This is a genomic window from Mesorhizobium sp. M6A.T.Cr.TU.014.01.1.1 (genome assembly GCF_004022765.1).
GTDB classification, from domain to species: domain Bacteria; phylum Pseudomonadota; class Alphaproteobacteria; order Rhizobiales; family Rhizobiaceae; genus Mesorhizobium; species Mesorhizobium mediterraneum.
Window position 1 is genome coordinate 214832 of the sequence record NZ_RZPG01000008.1, and the last position, 20646, is coordinate 235477.

Consider the following 20646-nt stretch of genomic DNA (forward strand, 5'->3'; position numbering starts at 1 on the left):
GCGAAAACCAGAGATAACAGGAGGTGTCGTGAGCGTGGACAGGACCCTTTATATCCTGTTCAAAGCGACACCGGGAGAAGACGATGACCGGCTCGTCGCCTCCGGCCGCGTTGCCGATGATTCGGTTGTGCTTCGGCGTCGGGAGGAGGTCGCGGACCTGATCTCTTTCACGGCCTTGCAACCGCCCTTCAAGGCCCAAGCCGTTGGACTGACTGGAGAGGGGGAGGTGGCATATTTTTCCGAAGCCGTCAGTCAACGTGAGCAGATACCCGGAGCTGGATTCGCCTCCAAAGGTGCGATGAAGTTCGGCCGCATGACAAAGATACTGCAGATCGGCAATCGACTATTGGCGCTCGGCTATGGGGGGCAAGTCTACATGCGGACGCCGTCGGAGGGCTGGAGGTTTCTCGCGGGCCCGAAAGGCAGCGATGATGGGTCAACGAACCTGGTCTACTTCTGCGCTGTCGAACACAAAGGCCGACTGTATTTTGGCGGAACGGAGACGAAGCGATTCAAGAGTACAGCAGAGATTGATGCTGCGAGCCAAGCCGGCGATGGCCGACGTCTCGCGCGCGCGATATTGGCGGCGAAGGTACCGGATAAAGCTGTGGTTTGGGCATACGACGGTTCGTGGAGCCAAGCGGACTTTGATCATCCTGGAACTGTCGTCGAGATGCTGGAGGCAGGCAGATCCATCGAGATTTTCACAACCAATGGACGGATTGTCTCGACACCCGATTTCCAGGAATTCAGCGACGTATTCGCATTCGGCAAGAAGAAGTCGTTCTGGGACATCAAAAGAACAGAACAAGGGAACCTTGTGTACTTCGACGGCACACTTTTCCGGTGGACCGGCGTGATGGAGCCGTTCGAACCGTCGCTGCCTAGCGTCGACGAAAGTTTCATAAACGTCTCGAGCTATGCCGGATTGCTGGTGGCGTTCGCCCCGCATCAAATCTACAAGCTGGATGGAGGCGATTGGGTCGAGGTTACTTACACTTTGTCGTAAGTGGCAGAGGGAAGGCCGCACAAACGTTCTTCAGATACCAGCCACTGGCAACTTGGCAGTCAGGTATTTGCGCACTTGTTCGAGGTTCAACTGCTTGAGAGGGAGAGGACTCGTCGCTTCCAGCATCCGGATCACAAAAAGTTCCCCTGCTTCGGAAAACTCGTCGAAACGTTCCTTTGCGATACGCTTGCCGTCGACACCCGCAATACGCAGCCCAAGCAAATGTGCCTCCAGTCGCTCTATGAGCCGCTCCACGCGCTCCTCGTCGACCTCGGGGTTTTCGCCGGGATGGAGTAGATGGTGGTCGTAGACTGTCCAGAGGAAAGCCGCCATTTCCGCGTGCTGACGTACAATGTGTTCGAGAATAGGCGGCCTTAGCATCAGTTCAGATTCACCGAGCCGCCACGGATGCGGTTGGAGGCGCTGGCGTGGCTGACCAGATTGGTGCCCCGTATGGTGAGATGGCCATCCTTTTCCATAATGATGACCGACTTGCCGCACCTCAGCTCAAGCCGCTCGCTCGAACTGATCTTCACCGTTTCACCGTCGCGCACCACATGACTGTCGCTCCGGCGGCTGTTTGCCTGTCGTTTTGCGGGATCGACAATTCGCCCAACGATTAGCGGCTTACGCGGATTGGCGTTTTCGAACAACAGCGCCACTTCCATCCCGATCATGTCAGACGACAGTTCGGTCAGACTATTTGCCGGTAAGGCTGCTTCTACTGGATTGCCGGGAAATACCACGAGCGGTATGCCTCGGTCGAACCCAAGCAGCAGACCAATCACCACTCCATTGATCCGTTCGTCGATGTCGTTCATGGGCGCGTCCTCAGTTCTGCTTTATCTCCGAGCCTTTCATGATGATGTCGCTCGAAGCATTGACGTTTATCTTTCCCGAACCCTTAACAGTGATATCCTTACCCTTGATGGTAATCGTTCCGTCCTTTTTCATAATGATCTCGGCGCTGCCGGTTTTTATGGTGACGGAATCCTTGGCCTCAATGGTGAGGTTCTTGCCGACCACGATGCCCGCGTCCTCGCCGACCTGGGTGAGGCTCTTTTTACCGATCTTGAGCTCGTGCGCCCCATTGACCTGAGTCGAAGCGTCCTCGCCGACCTTGATGATATGCGTCTTACTGATCTGCGTGTTCTGGGCACCGCCGATCTTGACGCCCTGATCGGAACCGATCTGTATGCTTTGGCTTGCTCCGACTTTCCAACTGTCCGACGCGCCGATATCGTGGCTTTGACCGATGCCGACAGTCACCGAGCGCGACGCGCCGATGGTATTGGTCTGAACCGCACCCACGGTCCTCGTCTCCGCAGCGCCGACACTGTCGATACGCGCCGCGCCAACGGTCACCGTCTGAACGAGCGCGACGGTCTGCGTGTGGTTGGCGCCGATCGTCTCCGTAGAGTTCGACCCAATACCGATCGTCTCGTTCGACCCCACCGTCAGCGAGCGATCCACCCCCACGGTCTCGGTATCGTTGTTGCCGATATCAGTTGTCTGGTCGACGCCGACCTTGACCGTCTTGTTGTTGCCGACGTCCTCGTCGAGGTTGTGGCCGACGGAGTGCTTGGCGTCGTGGTCGATGCGGTCGGACTGGTCGTGCTGCACCAATTTGGTGCGGTCGTTCTTGATCAGAAGGTTGTGGTCCTTCTGCGCCTGGAAATTGACCAGTTCAGAGCCGGCCTTGTCCTCGAACATCAGCTCGTTGTAACCGCCGCCGCCTTTTGACGAGTCGGACTTCCAGCCGGATTGCGTGGCGCTGCCCGGCAATCCGTAGGGCGGCATCTGCGAGGCGTTGTAGACGCGGCCGGTGATGATCGGCAGATCCGGGTCGCCTTCGATGAAGTCGACGATCACCTCCTGGCCGATGCGCGGTATCTGGATGAAACCCCAGCCACTGCCGGCCCAGGTCTGCGACACCCGCACGAAACAAGAACTGTTCTGGTCCTTCTTGCCGAGACGGTCCCAGTGAAACTGGACTTTTACCCGTGCATATTTGTCGGTAAAAATTTCCTCGCCGGACGGACCGACCACCGTCGCCGTCTGCGGGCCGCGCATGATCGGCCGTGTCGTGACCCGCGGCGGGCGATAGGCCAAGGCGGTCGGCGCCACGCCGAGGATCACCTTGAAGTTCTCGCTTTCGACGTCGGCAAGGGCTCTGTAGCCGGGATCAAACAGCCGGTATTCGGCGCTGACCACCAGATACTCCTGGTTCTGGTCTTCGCGCGGGAAGCCGTCCAGCTCGAACGTGCAGCCCGAATATAGCCCGCGCACGGTGCCGACAGCGGCAATGCGCTGGTGCACGGCCTGGATTTCCTCGCGCCGGATCGCGGCCAGGCTGTCGCCGCGACCGACGTCGAGATGCGCGCCGGGCTGGCGGTAATTCTCGCCCGCGGCCAGCTTGTGACTGAACGGCTGGGCGGATTTGGCCATCAGGTCGGCGCCCGGCTTCTTGAAATCATAGTCGGTATGGACATAGGCGCCCGGCCGCACCGAACTGCCCGGAATCCATTCGGTGATGTATTCGACATCGCGCCGGGAGCCCTGCCCTTCAAAGTGATAAGGCACCTTCTCATAGCCCGGCGCCGGCTTGAGCTTGCTCATGGCGTCGGCCAGCACAAGCGTGTGCTTGCCCTCGTCATGCTCGAAGAAATACAGGATGCCCTCGTGCTCGAGCAGCCGCTGCACGAAATCGAGATCGGTCTCGTCGTACTGGACGCAGTACTCGCGCGGCGGATAAGACCCTTGCAAGCGCTTCTCGTACTTTGCCGTGCTGTATTTCGAGAAAATCTCTTCGACGATTTCGATGACGCTCATGTTCTGGAAAATGCGGCAGTCGGTCGTATTGCCGAGAAACCAGAGCCATGGCCTGATGGCTGCTTCGTAGTACGCCAGACGGTCCTCGATCCGGGTCAGCCGAAATTCGGACACAAGGCCGCTAAACCAGCGTTTCGGATCGGATTCACCTTCGATCGAAACCGCACCGCCCAGCATCTTCAGCGGATCGATATCGGGGCTGCTGCTCACGAACCCGACCGTATAGGCCAGACAACGACTGATCTCATCGCGCCCGACAAGATGCGTGAAGGTCAACAGCTCAGCGCCAACCGGCGTCTGCACAACCGTGGCACGTTCGTTCGGCATGGGTCTTGCCCCTCCCGCCGCTCGTTTCTGCTTGAGCCTAGCACATGTCTTCCAGCGACCAAAGGGGACCGGACCGGTGCTGCGGCCTGGTTACCTTTCGAATCATCGTCTTGAAAGCTTCTGTGCCGCCGCGCTCACAAATTGCTGGTATAATGGGATGTCCCGAGTGAGTTTCGCGACAGGCGATCGACGGCGATTTTTGAATGTTCATCAGGCTGCAGATTAACAATGCCGACTCCCTGCCCGCCGGTATTTCGACCGGCTACTCAGCACGTGATCGCAGCTTCGAAATCGGCCGCGAGGCCTGTGACTGGACCTTGCCCGACCCTGACAAGTTCATCTCCGGCCGACACTGCGACGTTCGATACGAGGCAGGCGCGTTTTGGCTGCACGATGTCTCGCGCAACGGGACCTTCATCAACGGATCGACCCATCGCATGGCCGGCCCGCATCGGCTTGACCATGGAGATCGGTTGTTGATCGGCCGCTACGTCATCTTGGTATCGATTGACGAGGAGCGCACCACGGAGGGTCATCCTCAAAGCAGGCACGGTTCGACGCAACGAGAAATGCCAGTCACCTCCGGTCGGCCGCTGGACTTCGGAGGCGAGCCTTTCTTCAATCCGGTAGATCAACGGCCCGGACAGCGAGCACCGGTGCCGACGTCATCGCCGCCCGCGCCTCTCCCTTCGACGAGAGACGAGGTGCTGCGGGAAATCGCGATCGGAGCCGGGATCGCGCCGGACTTGCTTCAATCGCGTGATCCGCATGAAGTAGCTGCCGAAATCGGCGCGGTGCTTCGAACGGTCGTCGAGGAACTGGCCTTGCTGCTGAAGGCACGTGCGGCTGCGAAAATACTGGCCAAGAGCACACATCGGACGATGATAAGTGCTGCGGATAACAATCCCTTGAAGTTCGTCCCGGGAACCGACGACATCCTTGAAATCATGTTTGCACGACGCAGAGCCGGCTATCTTGATGCCAAGCATAGTATCGAAGATGCATTCCGCGACCTCAAGACGCACGAATTTGCCACCTACGCAGCCATGCAAGCTGCGCTCTCCCGACTGCTTGACGACCTCTCTCCCGAGGCGATCGGCAAGAAACTTCCGCCAGCGTCATTCACTTCGAAGAAGAGCTTGGCTTGGGACGCCTTTGTCGCCAAATGGCGGACCATGGAAGAAACACACGAAAACGGAATGCTGGACATATTCCTGGCCTATTTCAGCGAAGCCTATGCCAAAGCCGACAAGCAAAAATAGACCGGGAAGACTAAACCTGGCAGATGCCCCGGAAATCGGATCGGTTTGCTGCGTTGACCTTCGGCTGCGGAACGCATCATGCGGCAAGCGGAAACTATTAGAGCGTCCTTTGCGAGCCCGAAGGACGCAGCGCTGTAATTGGCGAAGAAAATCCTTTCGCAGCCCTGCATCTGGTTCCAATCGACCGTTTCTGAGCTTACGATCACTTACGACAGTTCGCCAGCGGGTAAGGCTGATTAACCTGGGGGTCTGCGGCACATGTCATGTTACGGCGGGATAGAATTTTGTAGCCGATATCCCTCCAGACGCTGCCCTCGTCAGCAGCGCCTGCATTTCCTGCGCCTGACCAGGGACCGTTTTGCCACCCTGTGGCGCAAACGCAGGAACCGGGCGTGGACGGACGTCTGGCGATGAACTCGAAGGACAAGCCGTTCGGTCCAGCGGGCAAGACCGTCATTCGCGCGCCGCGCCGCGCGGAAGGATCAGCGCCAACTCCTCAGGGGCCTATTCCTGACAGTGGGCGGCCCGGTCCCTCGCGGGCTAAGGATTCAACTGTTTTCGATCCGGGTGTCGGTCAGCACACGCCGCCGGGCTGGACATCCGGAACCGTGATTTATCAGGGTGCAGATTCCGGCGCCGCGACGGGAACCGGTTCCTTTGCGGCGATGCCGAAGCCAGCCATCCAGCAGGAAATCCTGCTGAATGCTACGGACGGCGTCAGATATTCCGCAGCAAACCAGATCCTCGCCGCGGCCGCGCCTTTGCTGATGCTGTTTGGCCAGCTCAGGCTCATGCCCGTCGAAAGACAGGCGGAACAACTAGCGGAACATGTCGCCGAGGCGATCGAAAAATTCGACCGGACAATGCAGAAAGCCGGCGTTCCCGAAGAAGATGCGCGGATCGCAAAATTTGCCCTCTGCGGAACCGCTGACGACCTCATCGGCAACCTGCCTTGGCCCAAGAGAGACGCCTGGGAGCAGCACAGCATGCTGTCGCAGTTCTTTCACGCTGTGCCCACCGGCGCGGGCTTCTACGAAGCACTGAACAAGATATTGGCCGCGCCGGAGGCACACTACGACCTGCTTGAATTGATGCATGCCTGCCTGTCGCTTGGGTTCGAAGGCCAGTATCGGGGCCTCGCACGCGAGGACACTAATCTCGAGCGCGTTCGACGCGACGTATACGAAACGCTTCGCTATTTCAGGGCGCGCGCCGACGAAGACATCTCGCCCCACTGGCAGAGCTTGGCGGTGTCAAGCGTACAGTCGTCGGCCCGGTTGCCGCTCTGGGTCATTGCGGCCGCAGCGTCGGCGCTGCTGACAGCGACATTCTTCGCTTTGCGGGTCCTCATCACGAACGAGGGCGACGCCCTTGCCGGCGGGTTGCTGGCGCTCAATCCATCGACGCCGATCGCCATCGAACGCGCCAGCGTGGTGCCGTTGGCTGAGCCGATGAAAGTTACCCAGCCCGCCGCCACCAACCAGATCGATCGCATCCGTGCCGCACTGGCCAAGGATATCGCACGCGGTGGGCTGGCCGTCGGCACGCAGGGTATGTTCATTGTGGTGGAGATCAACAACGTCCTGTTGTTCCAGTCCGGCAGGGCCGAGATAAACCCGGAGTTTCAGCCGATTGCCGCAGACATCGCCGCCGCGCTGGAACCCGAGCCCGGACCGATCAGGATCGTCGGCCATACGGACAATGTGAAGCCGCGAAAATCGAGCGCATTCAAATCCAACTTCGACCTTTCGGTCGCCCGGGCGAAGGCTGTCGAAGCGATGATGGCGCCGAGGTTCAGCAAGCCTTCGCGGATCACGGTCGAGGGCAAGGGTGAGGACGAGCCGATCGCCGACAATGCGACGCCGGAAGGCCGCGCCCAGAATCGCCGCGTCGATGTGATGATCCCCAAGGAGGAGACATTGTGAGCACGGCCATTTGGAAGCGCCCATGACGCGTTGGCTGCTGCGGATATTCAGCGTCATCGCGTCGGCCGGTTTCGCGGCAGCCGTCTGGTTTGCCGGCCCCTTGATCCGCTTTGCCGATACCCGCCCGCTGGCACCCGTCTGGCTGCGCGTGACGATCATCGGCGTGATCGTTGCGACCGTGACGCTCTTCTATGGATTTCGTTTCTGGCAAATGCGAAAGGCGCAAAAAGCGATCGAGACTATAGTTGCCCGCAACGACGACAAGGATGACGATTCGCAGGTGCTCGAGGCTCGTATGAATGAGGCCATCGCTGCGCTCAAGCGGTCGAGCGGCAAGCGCAATTTCCTGTACGAGGTCCCCTGGTACGTCGTCATCGGCCCGCCTGGTGCCGGCAAAACAACGGCGTTGGTCAATTCGGGTCTGAATTTTCCGCTTGCCGGTTCGGGGGACGCCCAGCCGGTCGCCGGCGTTGGCGGCACGCGATCCTGCGACTGGTGGTTCACCGACCAGGCGGTGCTGATCGACACCGCCGGACGCTACACGACGCAGGATTCCAACGCGCAGAGCGACAAGAAGAGCTGGCTCGCCTTCTTGTCGGTGCTCAAGAGATACCGCGCCAGGCAACCGATAAACGGCGTTATTCTGGCCATCAGCCTTGCCGATCTCATGAGCCTCGATGATCAGCAGCTTGGTGTTCATGTCGTTGAGATACGCAGCCGTCTACGCGAAATTCACGAAACACTGAAAATCCGGTTCCCGGTGTACCTGCTCTTCACCAAGGCCGACCTTGTCTCCGGTTTCATGGATTATTTTGGCGGTTTCGACGAGCAGCACCGCCGCAAAGTATGGGGCGCGACATTCCAGACTGCCGATCGCAGCAAGAACATGGTCGGTGAGTCACCAGCCGAATTCGACGCATTGGCAAAACGCCTGGCAGACGAGATGGCCGACCGCCTGCAGGAAGAGGCCGATCCGGTCGTGCGCATATCCATCTTTGGCTTTCCAGCCCAGTTTGGCGCGTTGAAAGGCCGTATCGCCAGTTTCATCGCAACCATATTCGATCCGGCCCGCAGCCAGGTGAACGTCAGCCTGCGTGGACTCTATTTTTCGTCAGGCACGCAGGAGGGTACGCCGATCGACCAGGTGCTGGGCGCAATCGGTCGCAGTTTCGGCAGCGCTTCTCGCGCCCATCTTTCCGGCACGGGCAAAAGCTTCTTTTTGCATGATCTTCTGACCGGCGTCATTTTCGCGGAATCCGGGTGGGTTTCATACGACAAGTCGGCCGAAAGGCGTGCAGCGATCGCCAGATATGGCGGCCTAGGCGCAATAACATTGATCGCGGCAGCGGCTCTGGGCACCTTAGCCTTGAGCTTTACGGTCAACAGATCGCTGATCGCCTCTACCGCACAAGCTATAAGCCAGTATCGCGAGACGGCAGACCCGCTACTCAAAAGCACGACGGTCGCCGATGTCGACCTCGAAAACGTCATTGGCCCGCTCGACCAGTTGCGCGATCTGCCGGCTGGGTTCGGCACCAGTGAATTGCCGACACCGATCGAGGAAACGTTCGGCCTCAGTCAGCGGGAAAGAGTTCTTTCGGCATCAAAAACAGCTTACCGGCAAGCGCTGGAGCGCATGTTCCGCTCGCGCCTGCTGCTTCAGGCCGAACGGACGATCCAGGCCAAGATGGCTGATCCCGCCGCACTCTACGAACCGCTGAAGATCTACCTGATGCTTGGCGGCAAGGCGCCGAAGATCGACGACGAGTTGATCGTGTCCTGGATGAGGCAGGATTGGGAGCAGAACCGGTATCCGGGCGAAAACAACCGCGCGGGACGGGCGCAACTCGAAAAGCATCTGCGCGCCATGCTTGCGTTGGATGACGCCTATGATCCGGTTTTCGAACTCAACCAGCCACTTGTCGAATCCGCTCAACGCTCGCTCGGACGCATGAGCCTTGCCGATCGTGCCTCAGCCTTGGTCAAGTCGGCGGTATACGCGGCAGCGCTGGACGATTTTTCCGTCTCCGTGAAAGGCGGCCCGGAAGCGCAGCTGCTGTTCGAGCGTGTCGATGGTGGCGATCTGTCAGGCCTTCGCGTTCCCGGTATCTACACCTATGGCGGTTTCAACAACTTCTATCTCGGACAACTCTCGCGCATTGCTCAGATGCTGGTCGACGACCAGTGGGTTCTCGGCGGCGGCGGCGAGCAAGGCGGCATCGATCAGGAGTTGCTCAAGCTCGGTCCCGAACTTCTCGAGCGCTATGGAAGGGAGTTCGCCGCGGCATGGAACGGCGTTCTCGATAAGTTGAAGTTCAAGGCGATGCTGAAGGACAAGCCGCACTATATCGCGCTCTCCGCCGCCGCGTCACCGACCTCGCCAATCGACCAGCTTTTTACAGCGATCGCCGACGAAACAGCTCTGACGCGAGGAGCTGGTTCCGAAGCCGACGCGCTTCAAGACCAGACGCAGAACCCTGCAGATGTCGCCAGGGGATTAGCCCGCATCGGCATTCAAATCGCCATCGGCAAATCGCAAAGCCGGGCCGGTACAGGGTCCGCTAGCGCGCAAAACCCTGGGGCGAATATCGAAGCGCAATTCAGATCGTTCCAGGCCTTGGTGAACGGTCCGGCCGGACGCCGCCCAATCGATGCGTTGACCCAGAATTTCCGCGACATCTACCAGAGCCTGCAACTGGCGGCCGATGTCCCTTCGCAAACGGAACGCGTCAACATGAATCTACAGCTGCAGATATCCACCCTGCGCGCCAATGTCTCGCGTCTGCCCAAGCAACTCGCCCGAATGGTCACCGCGACCGCCGACGAGTTTGACGGCAATGTCGCAGAAACCTCCTTAGCGAATTTGAACCAGATGCTCGACCAGACGGTCACGCGCACTTGCGAGGAGGTGGTTGCGGGCCGTTATCCTTTCGCCGGCAATGGCCCGGAGGATATTGCGATGGCGGATTTTGCGAAACTGTTCGCTCCAGGCGGGCTGATGGACCGGTTCTTTGCACAGAATCTCGCATCGCTAATCGACATGACCGGCCAGGACTGGAGCTGGAAACAGGATGCGCGGTTTGGGCGCGACCTGTCGAAGTCGACCTTGAAAAACTTCCAGCTGGCCGCGGAAATCCGCAACGCCTTTTTTCCTTCAGGTGGTTCGGTGCCGTTGGTCAACATCACCTTTACGCCGTTTTCACTGCATGGCGACGCCGATACGGCGGTCCTCGACGTCGATGGCCAGATTGTCCAAAGCAACCAGGCGGGTAACGCGCCAAGCACAGTGACCTGGCCAAGCGGCATGGCTTCCGCGTCAGCGAGCCTGAGCCTTGCGCCGGAAATGCCGGGCCGTGAGTCCGCGATCAAGTTCGACGGTCCGTGGGCACTGAAGCGTCTGCTGGACAAGGCTGATATCACCAGCACCGGCGGCAACACGGAAGCCCGCTTCGTGATAGGCGGGCGCGATGTTGCCTATACGATCCAGACCAATTCGGACCCCAACCCTCTCTTCCTTGCCGCGCTTACTGGGTTCAGCTGTCCAAAGGCGTTTTGAGATGACCATTGAGCTTCCCGACAGGGTGACGCTGTCCTTCGGCAACAGAGGCGCGGACGTTGATTTCGATACTCTAATGTTCGAGCCTGTGGCAAACTGGCGCGAGCGAGCGCCTGACAGTGCGCCGCAGAGGACGCCTGAGAAGCGCTTGGGGGCAAATTGAACAATGTCGCCCTTCCCTTTGAAAGCTTCGGCGTTAGCCACAGAGGCTGTGTCCGTGAGCTCAATGAAGACAGCTATCTGGTCGAGCCCGAAACGGGCCTGTGGGTGGTGGCCGATGGAATGGGTGGACATGATGCCGGGGAAGTCGCTTCGGCCAGCATCGTCGATCATCTGGCAACGATCGGCATTGCAAGCTCGGCACCGGATCTTCGCGCGCGCTTCGAGGACAGGCTGAGCCGGGCCAACGCCGAAATCCGCAGGATATCGGAATCTCGCGGAATAACCATTGGCTCCACCGTCGCCGCCTTGCTGGCGATGGGTGGGCGGTTTGCCTGCCTGTGGGCGGGCGACAGCCGCGTCTATCTGATCCGCAACGCCTCGATCTCCCAGATTTCGAAGGACCACACCGAGGTTCAGGAACTTCTCGACAGAGGCATGATCAGCGCAGCCGAAGCGCTCACCTGGCCGCGCCGCAATGTGATCACGCATGCAGTCGGTGTCAGCGACGAGATCGTCATCGATTTCCAGCAAGGCGAAATCATGCCGGGGGACATATTTGTGTTGAGCACCGACGGGCTGACAGCGCATGTCACAGACGCCGAGATCGAGGCGGCTGCGGTGTCCGCGACACCGCAGGCGGCATGCGAAAACCTGCTACAAACGGTGCTGGCGCGCGGGGGAACCGACAATGTCACCATCGTACTCGTGAAGATCGGAGACGGGCGCCATGAGGCTCGTCCCGATCCTTCCAGAGCGGTAGGTTGAGGCAGATGAGCGCCGACGACAAGACGCGGATATCGCCTAACGTGGCCAACACCGCCGTAGGCACGCAACTCAGCGGGATCTATGAACTAGACGAGCGGATCGCATTCGGTGGCATGGGCGAAGTCTACCGTGGCCATAACATCCAGACCGGCGACCACGTCGCGATCAAGATCGTCTTGCCCGAGTTCGCCCGCGATCAGACGATCCTGTCCCTGTTCCGCAAGGAAGCGTCGATCCTCAATCACCTGTCGCACGACGCGGTCGTGCGATATCACGTCTTCACCATCGATCCGGGGATCGGACGCCCCTACCTTGCTATGGAATTCGTCGACGGCCAATCGCTGTTCGATATCATGCGACGTGGCCCGATGCCTACGGAAGACGTGCGCAAGCTCTGCCATCGTCTGGCTTCCGGCTTGAGCGCCGTGCACCAGGCGGGAGCAATACACCGCGACCTCTCCCCGGATAACATCATCCTGCCAGGAGGCCGGGTCGAAAGCGCAAAGATCATCGATTTTGGCATCGCGCGATCGGCGACCGTCGGCGGCGAGACCCTGATCGGCGGAAAATTCGCGGGAAAGTACAACTACGTTTCTCCCGAACAACTCGGGCTCTACAGTGGCGATGTCAGCGAGCAATCCGACATCTACAGCCTGGGGTTGGTGCTGGCTGCTGCTCTACGCGGCAAACCGATCGACATGGGCGGCTCCCAGTTCGAGATCGTGGAAAAACGCCGAACTGTCCCGGACCTATCCGACATCGACGCCGATTTTCGTGGAATTGTTGAAGCCATGCTGCAGCCGGATCCACAAGACCGGCCGATCAGCATGGCGGACATCGCCAGGATGACACGCGACGACACGGATGAGGAGACAACGCCGCCAGCGTCGATCACACCCCGAGACCGGACGGGTTTGCCGCGAAGGGGGGGAACCGTCGCGCCTGGCCCCAAGCTCCAAAGTCAGCCTCCGGCGGCTCCCGGCGAGCGGGTCTTCGTTCCGCATGTCCGGCCGGCGCATCTGTCCGAACCGAGGCCTTCGGCAGTTGCCGGTCCTCCTCGGGCGGTTTTGCCTAATGTCCCTGGAAAGTCCGCCAAGACCCGATCCATCGCGATCGCTGCCTTGGCGACGTTAGCTGTAGCGTCCGGTGCAGGCATTTATCTGACTGGCTTGATGACGCCTTCCACACCGACCGCCGCCGATACATCGCTTTTGGCACCAAAAGTTCCGGCCCCATCGGAAGAAGCTGCGAATCCGCCGGGCGATGAGCCGGCAAAAGTAGCTCCACCTCAGCAGTCGCAAACCGAGGCCGCTGCGCCGCCAACTGAAAATCAGGCTGATACCGCAGCGGATCGAATGCCGGGGCCGACGCAGCACGCCGAGGTCCCCTTGCCAACCGAGGAAACCCTGGAGCCGTCGGCAGCCGAGGCGCAGCCGTCAGCTGAAAATCAGACAGATGCTGCGGCGGATCAAATACCGGAGCCGACACAGCCCGCCGAAGTCCTCTCACCAACCGAGCAAACCCCGGAGCCGTCGGCAACCGAGGCACAACCGACACTCGAAAAGCCACCGCCGGCAATTCGGCCGGATACCGCGATCAGCGACAGCCAGCAAGTGGCCTCGCCGCTCGCCGAGGTCGTGCCAGTGCCGCCGGCCGAGAAAGCCTCGCCGCCCCCAGCGGTCCAGCCCGAGGTGATGGAGAGCCGGAAGCCCGAGCGACCGGCCAGCCCGCCGGCAGAGTCCAAGGCCGCGCAAGGGCCAGAACCCACTGAAAGCGAGACGGAAGCCGCGAACGCACCGGCGCAGCAGGCCGAACCGCGGGCAGGCAAGCCGCCGGGCGACGCCGCCGTCGCCTTGAATTTGCCCAAACCGGAAGCTCCGCCGGTCCCTCCCGTCGATGCGATGGCGCAACGGGTCTCCTGGGTGCGCAACTTCAATGGCGGCGACTGTTTCTATGCGACGTTGACATCGGCAACCGAGGCCACGGCCGCGATCGAAGGGTTTGGCACAGGCGTCCAGCCATTCGAACGAATGTTGTCCGATTTCCAGGCAAGATTCCATGTCGAACCGGACATCAGCGTCCGCCTCATTGAACCGGCCCAATGCGAAGTCACCAACTTTCTGCGCTTTCTGGACCAGATGCCGGCTGACAAGCCGCAGCTTGTTCTCGATCGAACGACGGTGCCGAGCGGGTCGCCGATCGGCGGCACTTTGGTGACGCATGGTGGCCTGATTTCCAGCGTGCTGCTGATCGACCACAGGGGCATGGCATTCAACCTCGACGATCGTATCTTGGCGCAAGCGGACAAGGCCACCTTCAACATTCCGATCGATCTCGGTGCAGCCGACAAGGCGGCCGGCAAGGTCGTGCCGCAGATCATAATGGTCATCACGGGTCCACAGGATATTCAGGCTGCGGTGTTCTCCACGCCGACACCATCCGCGCTGCTGTTGCCCAAGATTCTCGAAGAGATCGAGACCAATCGGGCTGAGTTCTCCGCGACTGCAGAGTATTTTCGGCTCGGCGGATAGCATGCACGCCGATGGACCTCCGCCGCTCGCGTTTTTCATTACTGACCGCTGTCCCGCCCAAAAATCAGCGTGACCGGCTTCGCGGCCTGCTTGCCCGGAGAGGCCGTATCAAACTTGTGGTCATGTCGGGCGCGACCTTGCTGGCTCTCCTGTCGTCTCACGAAGCGCGCGCCGAATTCACCGTCTGCAATCAGACGCTCGACGTCGTCAATCTCGCTGTCGGCCAAAAGATCGACAACAGGGACCAGACCGATGGCTGGTGGACCATTGGCGCAAATCAGTGCGTGAACGTCATCCGCGAGGAACTCACGAACCGCTACATATACATTTATGCGACGGACGTTTTTGGTCATGCGACCTTAACCGGGTCGACCGAAATGTGCATCGACCGGCGGCGTTTCTCGATACGTGGCATCGATGAATGCTGGCAGCGCGGCCATATCGCCGCACGATTCCTCGAAGTCGATACGCTTGAACAGGTGCGGTGGACCTTTTTCCTGACCGGAAGCAATCCGTGACGCACAGTATCGACACAAGCTTCAGGTTGAAAAAGCAGGCGCGCGCGGCGCTGCGCAGACGTAGGCTCTGGCGCAGACTCCTTGCCGGTCTTGCTGTGGTTGTCCTGTTGTCGATCGCTGCCGGCTTCTATCTCACCGCGGACTATTGGTCGTTTGGCGATGAAGATGAGGAGTTGCAGGCCGTCGAGGGAACCGACGATGTGCCAGCCGATGCATCGGTCTATGTGCCTGCCATCATCGATCTCGCAGGCGACCCGATGTGGATCACCCTTGCGCCCGACACCGGCTCCGCAACAAAAGGCCAAGTTATCCCGCGCCCGGCAGAACTCGATAAGGCTGGAGTTTCTCCCCAGATCGAAATTCTGTCCGACGTGATGCTTAGCGCCAGCGAAAAGTTCATGACAACGATACCATCCACGCAAGAAGATTTCGCATTCTTCCAGGCACAGCGACAAACCGCGGCAGCGCCATCCAACGACCTGCAAAACGATCTTCAGCCACCGCCCGTTGCAAACGAGGCTCCGGTTGCTTCGGACCCGCAGTTGGGCGCCGATGATCCTGAAGCAGGTTGGGGTGAAACAATCGATGCAGGCGAGGCTGCCCTTCCCGCGTTCCGGAAGACCCAGATCGAAAACAACACAAGCGTTGCAAATGTCACGAGCGAATATCAACGATTCAAGGCTACCGAGGACACGTTCGTAAAGGTTCTCAACGATCGCAGCTTGGACAGCGTGGCCCTGGATGCGCATTTCTCCGCCGAAGATGCCAAGCTGGCAGGTGAAGCCCTGAAGGCGCTTTTCCATCGGGAAAACCTCGAGCCAGGTCATGTCGTCGCCATGCGCGGTTTCAGGCCGACGCGCGAAACGACAACCATGTCCCTCATGCAGGTCTCGATCTACGCCAAGAACGTGTTTGTCGGTACCCTGACGCGCAATGCCGCTGGTGTGTTTGTGTCTGGTGTGGACCCCTGGGTCCGCGACGATCTGTTCAACTACTCGGGCGCACAGGCACAAGGCACACACAAAAGGCAATACCGGCTACTCGACGCAATCTACTCGACAGCAGCACGCAACAAAGTTCCGACCGGCGTGATTGGAGAAGCGATCATGTATCTCTCACGAGGACAGGATCTGGATGCCTTCGCCAGCGAAGACCAGCGTCTGGTCCTGATCTATTCGCAAAGGCCGCGCGGCAAGGAAGAGACGGCCGGGCGGGTGTTATATGTGGGCGTCCAGGGTACCGAAAAAAGCCTCGATTGTTTCGTCTTCCAGCAGACTGACGGCCAGTTTGCTTGCGTCAGCGGCGACGATCAGGTTCGCTCGCTGACAGTCACCAACGGCATGGTCACCCCGGTCAACGGGGTCATGACGTCTACCTTCGGCCCACGCAAGCACCCAATCCTCGGGACTGTTCGCATCCACAAGGGCGTGGATTGGGCGGCGCCTCTGGGTACGCCGATAGCCGCCGCCTTCGACGGCGAAATCGTCTTTCAGGGCGATGGAGCGGGGTACGGCAATCTGGTGAAGATTTCGCACGGAAACGGGCGCGAAACTCGCTATGCGCATATGCAGAAATTCGCCGTCAAGGGCGGTGTCGGCGCCAAGGTGAAGGCAGGCGATATCATTGGTTACATCGGCACGACCGGCCTTTCGACTGGGCCGCACCTGCATTTCGAACTCTATCGCAATGGCGAGGCGGTCAATCCGCTGGGCACGGTTACGGTGATCGCAACGGACGTTTCCGCTGTCGAAACGCTGACCGACCGTATCGTTCAAGTCGAAAGTGGCGGCAGCGCCCGCGCCAAGAACCCAAATTCTTCGGCGACCGGCGCCGGTCAGTTCATAACGAAGACCTGGATCAGGATGATGAACACCTATCACCCCGAACTTGCGCGGACACTGTCAACCGCCGACTTGCTCGCTTTGCGTTACGACGCCACCATCTCGCGCGAGATGGTCAGCAATCTTGCGCGCGAGGGCGAAGCCTATCTTCGCGCGCGCGGCCACCAGATCACAGCCGGCCGGCTCTATCTCTGTCATTTCCTGGGAATGGAAGGCGCCCATCAAGTGTTGTCGTCGCCGGGTTCGGCGCAATTGAGCGCGGTGCTCGGGTCGGCCGTCATTCAAGCCAATCGGTTCCTCACTGGCAAGACTGCCAGCTATGTCGTGGGCTGGGCCGAAAGGAAAATGGGCAGGAAGCTGAGCCCGGCGACGACCGAGGTGAGTCAACAGACAACGACAACGACAGAAGTCCGGCAGACATCGCCGGAGTTCGAAAAGTACAAGCAGGCGATCACAGCCCTCCTAAGCCCGACGCAGAATACCCTTTGAACCTGCTTCTCGCGGCGTGCGAGTTCGCCGTTAGACCATTGGTGTTCCTGTTGCCAAGTGTTACTATGGCCAACTTTTTTAGGGCCCTTTGTGAACCAAAACTGTGGTCGAGATCACATACGCCCAAGAGCCATTTGGCATATTATGTCGCTGATGAATTTAGCATGCGCAGACATCAATAGTGCGCCCATGCGGGGCGGAGGGCTGGACGATGAAAGCATTTGCCGTCTTTCTGAGCGGGTTTATCCTACTTATCATCGCGTCGCTTGGCGCCGAGGCTGCTGCGCCTGATGCCAAACGCGTGGCGCTGGTCATCGGCAACAGCAAATACGTGCATGCCGTTGCATTGCCCAATCCCGCCAACGATGCGCATCTCATCGCTTCCACGCTGCGCAATGCCGGCTTCCAAGTGATCGAGGGGGTCGATCAAGACAATGCAGGCATGCACAGCCTTATCAGCCGGTTTACTGAGCAATCCTACGACGCCGACCTCGCCGTCATTTTTTATGCCGGGCACGGCATGCAGGTCGACGGCAGGAATTTTCTGATTCCGGTAGACGCCGAGCTGACATCGCCCGCTTATCTCAAGACCCGCACAATCCAGATCGATGACTTCATGGCGGCGTTACCGCCCGAGCCGGCGATCGGCGTCATTATCCTCGATGCCTGCCGCGACAATCCACTGGCAAGGACGCTGGCCGCCTCTATGCCGAAGAGCCGTTCCGCCTCGTTTGGCTCCGGTCTGGCGCCGATCGACGCAAAATCGGACGGCGTTGGAACCGGCGGAATCTTGATTGCGTATGCAACCGATCCAGGCGCCATCGCTTTCGACGGCAACGGTGTCAACAGTCCTTACTCCACTGCACTCGCCAGGCACCTGACTGAACCCGGCGTTGAGATCCAGAGCGCGCTGACGCGTGTGCGCGGCCAGGTGACCGAAACGACACAAGGTCGCCAGAGACCTTGGCACAACGCATCACTGGGACGCGAGGTCTTCCTGGGACAGTCCGTAGCGGAAGCGACGCCTGCCACAAAACCTGTCGCTGGCGCATCCGACAGCGCAGCGACACCGGCTCCTGCCCCGGTGACCAGCGAGCCTCCTTCTTGGGAGGTGGAGCAGCGTCTGTGGGATGAAGCTTCCAAGCGCAATACCATTCCGTTCTACGAAGCCTATCTCGAACAGTTTCCAAATGGCCGCTTCGCCACGGTGGCACGGCTGAACATCGACCAGTTGAACGAACCGAAAGCCGAAGATCGGCAGGTGGCGGCAGTCGATGAGGACGAAGCGAACGCAAATTCCGGCTCAGCCGTTCGCACCTCGGTTGGCGTTTCGGATGAGGTGAAGCTGGCCCCGGGCACCGAGTTGACGGAAAGTGCGATCGGTCTCGATCGCCAGGGCCGTATCGATCTGCAGTTGCGCATCGAAGCCTTGGGCAACGAACTTGGCCGCATCGATGGAAACATAGGTCCAAAGACCCGCCAGGCGATCGGCATCTGGCAAGCGAAAAATGGTCTGCCGCAGACCAATTTTTTGACACGCGAGCAACTGGCGTTCCTGGTGATCCAGACGGATCCAATGATGGAGTCGGTGCGCGCCAGATACGCTGCCGATCAGGCTCGTGCAGCACAGCCGAAAAAACAGGTGCAGCAGGTCCGCACACAAAAGCCGGTGGCACAGAAGGCCCGGACAAAAAAGTCGGTAGTGGCACAGAAGCCGCGCAGGCAGCAGGTCGTTCAGAAGAGGCGCAACCGCGAGGTGGTTCGACAGGACAATCCACCGCCGCCGGACAACAACGACTTCCTGACCAAGGCGCTGATTTTCGGCACAGGTGTGGCCGTGGGCGGTGTGCTCAACAACAACAACTGACAAGCCACCGTTTCAAGCCTGTCCCACGTGAGCGGTGCCTTGGCGTACCGGCCCCCTACTCAGTCCTTATCCGCATCTCCACCCGGCGGTTTACCGGATCGTATGGGTTGGGATTGCGCGGGTTCGTTTCGCCCAAGCCTGTCGCTTTGATGCGGGCAGCGTCGATGCCGTTAGAGGTCAGGAAGGTTGTTACCGATCGGGCTCTTCGTTCCGACAGTCCCTCGTTGTAGTGAGCCGAGCCGGACGCATCGGTGTAACCTTCAACAACGAAGTCGAGGGCGCTCAGTCGGCTGTCCTTTAGCGCCTTGGCGAACTCGTCGAGTTCAGCACGCGCAGTCGCGTCGAGTTCGGCAGAATCCAGGCCGAAATTGATCAGCATATCGAGGCTGGTTTTTTCGGCCGGCGCTTCTTTCTTCTTGCCCTTGCACTCGTCTTCGGTGCCGACGCAGATTCCACGCGCCGGGCCGAACTCGCTCGCCCCGGAAAAAAACTTCACGATGTCTTCTGACTTCTGAAGTGGATCAGCGGAAGCGTGGGTCGAAAAAAGCGCGACCGTCAACACGAAGGCTAAACTGCCCAACTGCATAACGGTTACTCCTGTCTTGAACATCCGATTTTTTCGGCTGTGGAGTATACCAAATTCCGAAGCGATTGTCTGTCAATAAACGTCAAGCATACGGGGAGTGGACGGCATTTGCATCTTGCTACGGACTGAGACTTGACCCGCACCCTGTCCAGGGCTTCAGTGTCGATTATTCCCAGATAAAAGCGTGGCGGCCATGGCCAATGAGCTTCGATTCAAAACGGCACGGGACCTTTTCATGGCCTACCCCGCTGTTGCCAGGGACATGGTGGCACGTCCGACCGAACAGCCTTCAATCGAATTTTGCCGCGCCCTCCTTGCCGGGCGCGTGCCCGAGGAGGCGATTACGTTCTGTGCCTATCTCCTTCCCGAGCGGGCTGCGGTGTGGTGGGCCCATGAGTGCCTGAGCCATCTCACCGTTCTGCTCGACCACAGGGATCAGGAGTTGCTCGCGCTTGTTCGTGACTGGGTCAGCGAACCGGATAGCCCTCACCATCGCCCGGAAGTGAGCAAGGCTGCGGCGATGCCGCCAACAACGCCGGCTGCCTGGATTGCCCTGGCTGCAGGACGGCATGGCAACGGTTCAGCTATGGAGGCGCCAGCGCTATCGGCCTTGCCGACAGCCGCCCGCGCTGTGAGTGCGGGGGTTCTGGCCGGACTGGCACGCGTTGCACTGGAGGATCGCTTTTCAGTTCTTTCCGCGTTTGTCGAAATGGGCATTCAGATGGCGGAGACAGAGGCGCTGCGCCAGTCAGCGGATGCGAGTTAGACCGTCGCCCGGATCCGCGAGCGGGATACGTTCAAATTGAGCTGAGCATCCGGATCTATCTGTTTGATTTAGCCGCATTTCTGCGACGCCAAGTGACTCCACTTGGCCGTAAATGCTCTAATTGGCTTACTTGCAGCAGCCATTCAACGCTATCCTCCTCCCCAGCCGCCTCCTCCTCCGCTGCTCCCGTAATCATTCCGACTTCGGGAG

Annotated in this window: 14 protein-coding genes; 10 read left to right on the plus strand and 4 right to left on the minus strand. The window is 59.7% G+C overall.

The features are described 5' to 3' along the window. The first annotated feature begins 28 nt into the window (after nt 1–28). Nucleotides 29–1009, plus strand: coding sequence for a hypothetical protein (locus EN885_RS11740; RefSeq protein ID WP_128242039.1), 981 nt, complete (start codon nt 29–31; stop codon nt 1007–1009). Between the two features lie 30 nt (nt 1010–1039). Here the strand turns inward: EN885_RS11740 and EN885_RS11745 are convergent, their stop codons facing one another. From EN885_RS11745 to tssI, 3 genes are read right to left on the minus strand one after another with little or no spacing between them, the layout of a single operon-like run. Continuing rightward, nucleotides 1040–1390: a hypothetical protein gene (locus EN885_RS11745; RefSeq protein WP_128242040.1), complete on the minus strand. Its 351-nt coding sequence runs from the start codon at nt 1388–1390 to the stop codon at nt 1040–1042. Continuing rightward, nucleotides 1390–1830, minus strand: a complete 441-nt coding sequence (locus tag EN885_RS11750) for a DUF6484 domain-containing protein (protein WP_128242041.1) — start codon at nt 1828–1830, stop codon at nt 1390–1392. The genes EN885_RS11745 and EN885_RS11750 overlap by 1 nt, the downstream gene beginning before the upstream one ends. A 10-nt stretch (nt 1831–1840) precedes the next feature. Beyond that, nucleotides 1841–4168 (minus strand): type VI secretion system tip protein VgrG, encoded by a 2328-nt coding sequence (gene tssI, locus EN885_RS11755; RefSeq protein ID WP_128242042.1) that lies wholly within the window; start codon nt 4166–4168, stop codon nt 1841–1843. 203 nt (nt 4169–4371) lie between these two features. Between tssI and tagH the strand changes: the two genes are divergently transcribed. From tagH to EN885_RS11795, 8 genes are all read left to right on the plus strand, one after another. After that, nucleotides 4372–5430, plus strand: a complete 1059-nt coding sequence (tagH, locus tag EN885_RS11760) for a type VI secretion system-associated FHA domain protein TagH (protein WP_128242043.1) — start codon at nt 4372–4374, stop codon at nt 5428–5430. A gap of 410 nt (nt 5431–5840) precedes the next feature. Next, nucleotides 5841–7355: a type VI secretion system protein TssL, long form gene (gene tssL, locus EN885_RS11765; protein WP_128242052.1), complete on the plus strand. Its 1515-nt coding sequence runs from the start codon at nt 5841–5843 to the stop codon at nt 7353–7355. A gap of 22 nt (nt 7356–7377) precedes the next feature. Next, nucleotides 7378–10911: a type VI secretion system membrane subunit TssM gene (tssM, locus tag EN885_RS11770; protein WP_128242044.1), complete on the plus strand. Its 3534-nt coding sequence runs from the start codon at nt 7378–7380 to the stop codon at nt 10909–10911. 159 nt (nt 10912–11070) lie between these two features. Continuing rightward, nucleotides 11071–11838 carry a protein phosphatase 2C domain-containing protein gene (locus tag EN885_RS11775; protein WP_128242045.1) on the plus strand — a complete coding sequence of 256 codons (768 nt, stop codon included), beginning with the start codon at nt 11071–11073 and terminating at the stop codon, nt 11836–11838. Between the two features lie 5 nt (nt 11839–11843). Beyond that, complete coding sequence (locus EN885_RS11780) at nt 11844–14369, plus strand: serine/threonine-protein kinase (RefSeq protein WP_128242046.1); 2526 nt, start codon at nt 11844–11846, stop codon at nt 14367–14369. An 11-nt stretch (nt 14370–14380) separates the two neighbouring features. Further along, complete coding sequence (locus EN885_RS11785) at nt 14381–14887, plus strand: DUF1036 domain-containing protein (protein WP_164897824.1); 507 nt, start codon at nt 14381–14383, stop codon at nt 14885–14887. Beyond that, nucleotides 14884–17217, plus strand: a complete 2334-nt coding sequence (locus EN885_RS11790; protein ID WP_128242047.1) for a M23 family metallopeptidase — start codon at nt 14884–14886, stop codon at nt 17215–17217. The genes EN885_RS11785 and EN885_RS11790 overlap by 4 nt, the downstream gene beginning before the upstream one ends. 211 nt (nt 17218–17428) lie before the next feature. Next, nucleotides 17429–19084, plus strand: coding sequence for a caspase family protein (locus EN885_RS11795; RefSeq protein ID WP_128242048.1), 1656 nt, complete (start codon nt 17429–17431; stop codon nt 19082–19084). A gap of 55 nt (nt 19085–19139) precedes the next feature. Here EN885_RS11795 and EN885_RS11800 read toward each other — a convergent pair whose 3' ends face one another. Next, nucleotides 19140–19670, minus strand: a complete 531-nt coding sequence (locus EN885_RS11800; protein WP_095486408.1) for an OmpA family protein — start codon at nt 19668–19670, stop codon at nt 19140–19142. A gap of 193 nt (nt 19671–19863) precedes the next feature. Here EN885_RS11800 and EN885_RS11805 point away from each other — a divergent pair, with 193 nt between their 5' ends. Beyond that, on the plus strand, nt 19864–20436 hold the full coding sequence (locus EN885_RS11805) for a hypothetical protein (RefSeq protein ID WP_095486610.1): 573 nt from the start codon (nt 19864–19866) through the stop codon (nt 20434–20436). Nucleotides 20437–20646: the final 210 nt, after the last annotated feature.

Excerpts from the sequence above, each read along its gene's own strand:
- EN885_RS11800 (WP_095486408.1), bottom strand. The coding sequence starts at position 19,670 with ATGCAGTTGGGCAGTTTAGCCTTCGTGTTGACGGTCGCGCTTTTTTCG.
- EN885_RS11780 (WP_128242046.1), top strand. The coding sequence starts at position 11,844 with ATGAGCGCCGACGACAAGACGCGGATATCGCCTAACGTGGCCAACACC.
- EN885_RS11795 (WP_128242048.1), top strand. The coding sequence starts at position 17,429 with ATGAAAGCATTTGCCGTCTTTCTGAGCGGGTTTATCCTACTTATCATC.
- EN885_RS11805 (WP_095486610.1), top strand. The coding sequence starts at position 19,864 with ATGGCCAATGAGCTTCGATTCAAAACGGCACGGGACCTTTTCATGGCC.
- tssL (WP_128242052.1), top strand. The coding sequence starts at position 5,841 with ATGAACTCGAAGGACAAGCCGTTCGGTCCAGCGGGCAAGACCGTCATT.
- EN885_RS11785 (WP_164897824.1), top strand. The coding sequence starts at position 14,381 with ATGGACCTCCGCCGCTCGCGTTTTTCATTACTGACCGCTGTCCCGCCC.
- tssI (WP_128242042.1), bottom strand. The coding sequence starts at position 4,168 with ATGCCGAACGAACGTGCCACGGTTGTGCAGACGCCGGTTGGCGCTGAG.
- tagH (WP_128242043.1), top strand. The coding sequence starts at position 4,372 with ATGTTCATCAGGCTGCAGATTAACAATGCCGACTCCCTGCCCGCCGGT.
- EN885_RS11745 (WP_128242040.1), bottom strand. The coding sequence starts at position 1,390 with ATGCTAAGGCCGCCTATTCTCGAACACATTGTACGTCAGCACGCGGAA.
- tssM (WP_128242044.1), top strand. The coding sequence starts at position 7,378 with ATGACGCGTTGGCTGCTGCGGATATTCAGCGTCATCGCGTCGGCCGGT.
- EN885_RS11750 (WP_128242041.1), bottom strand. The coding sequence starts at position 1,830 with ATGAACGACATCGACGAACGGATCAATGGAGTGGTGATTGGTCTGCTG.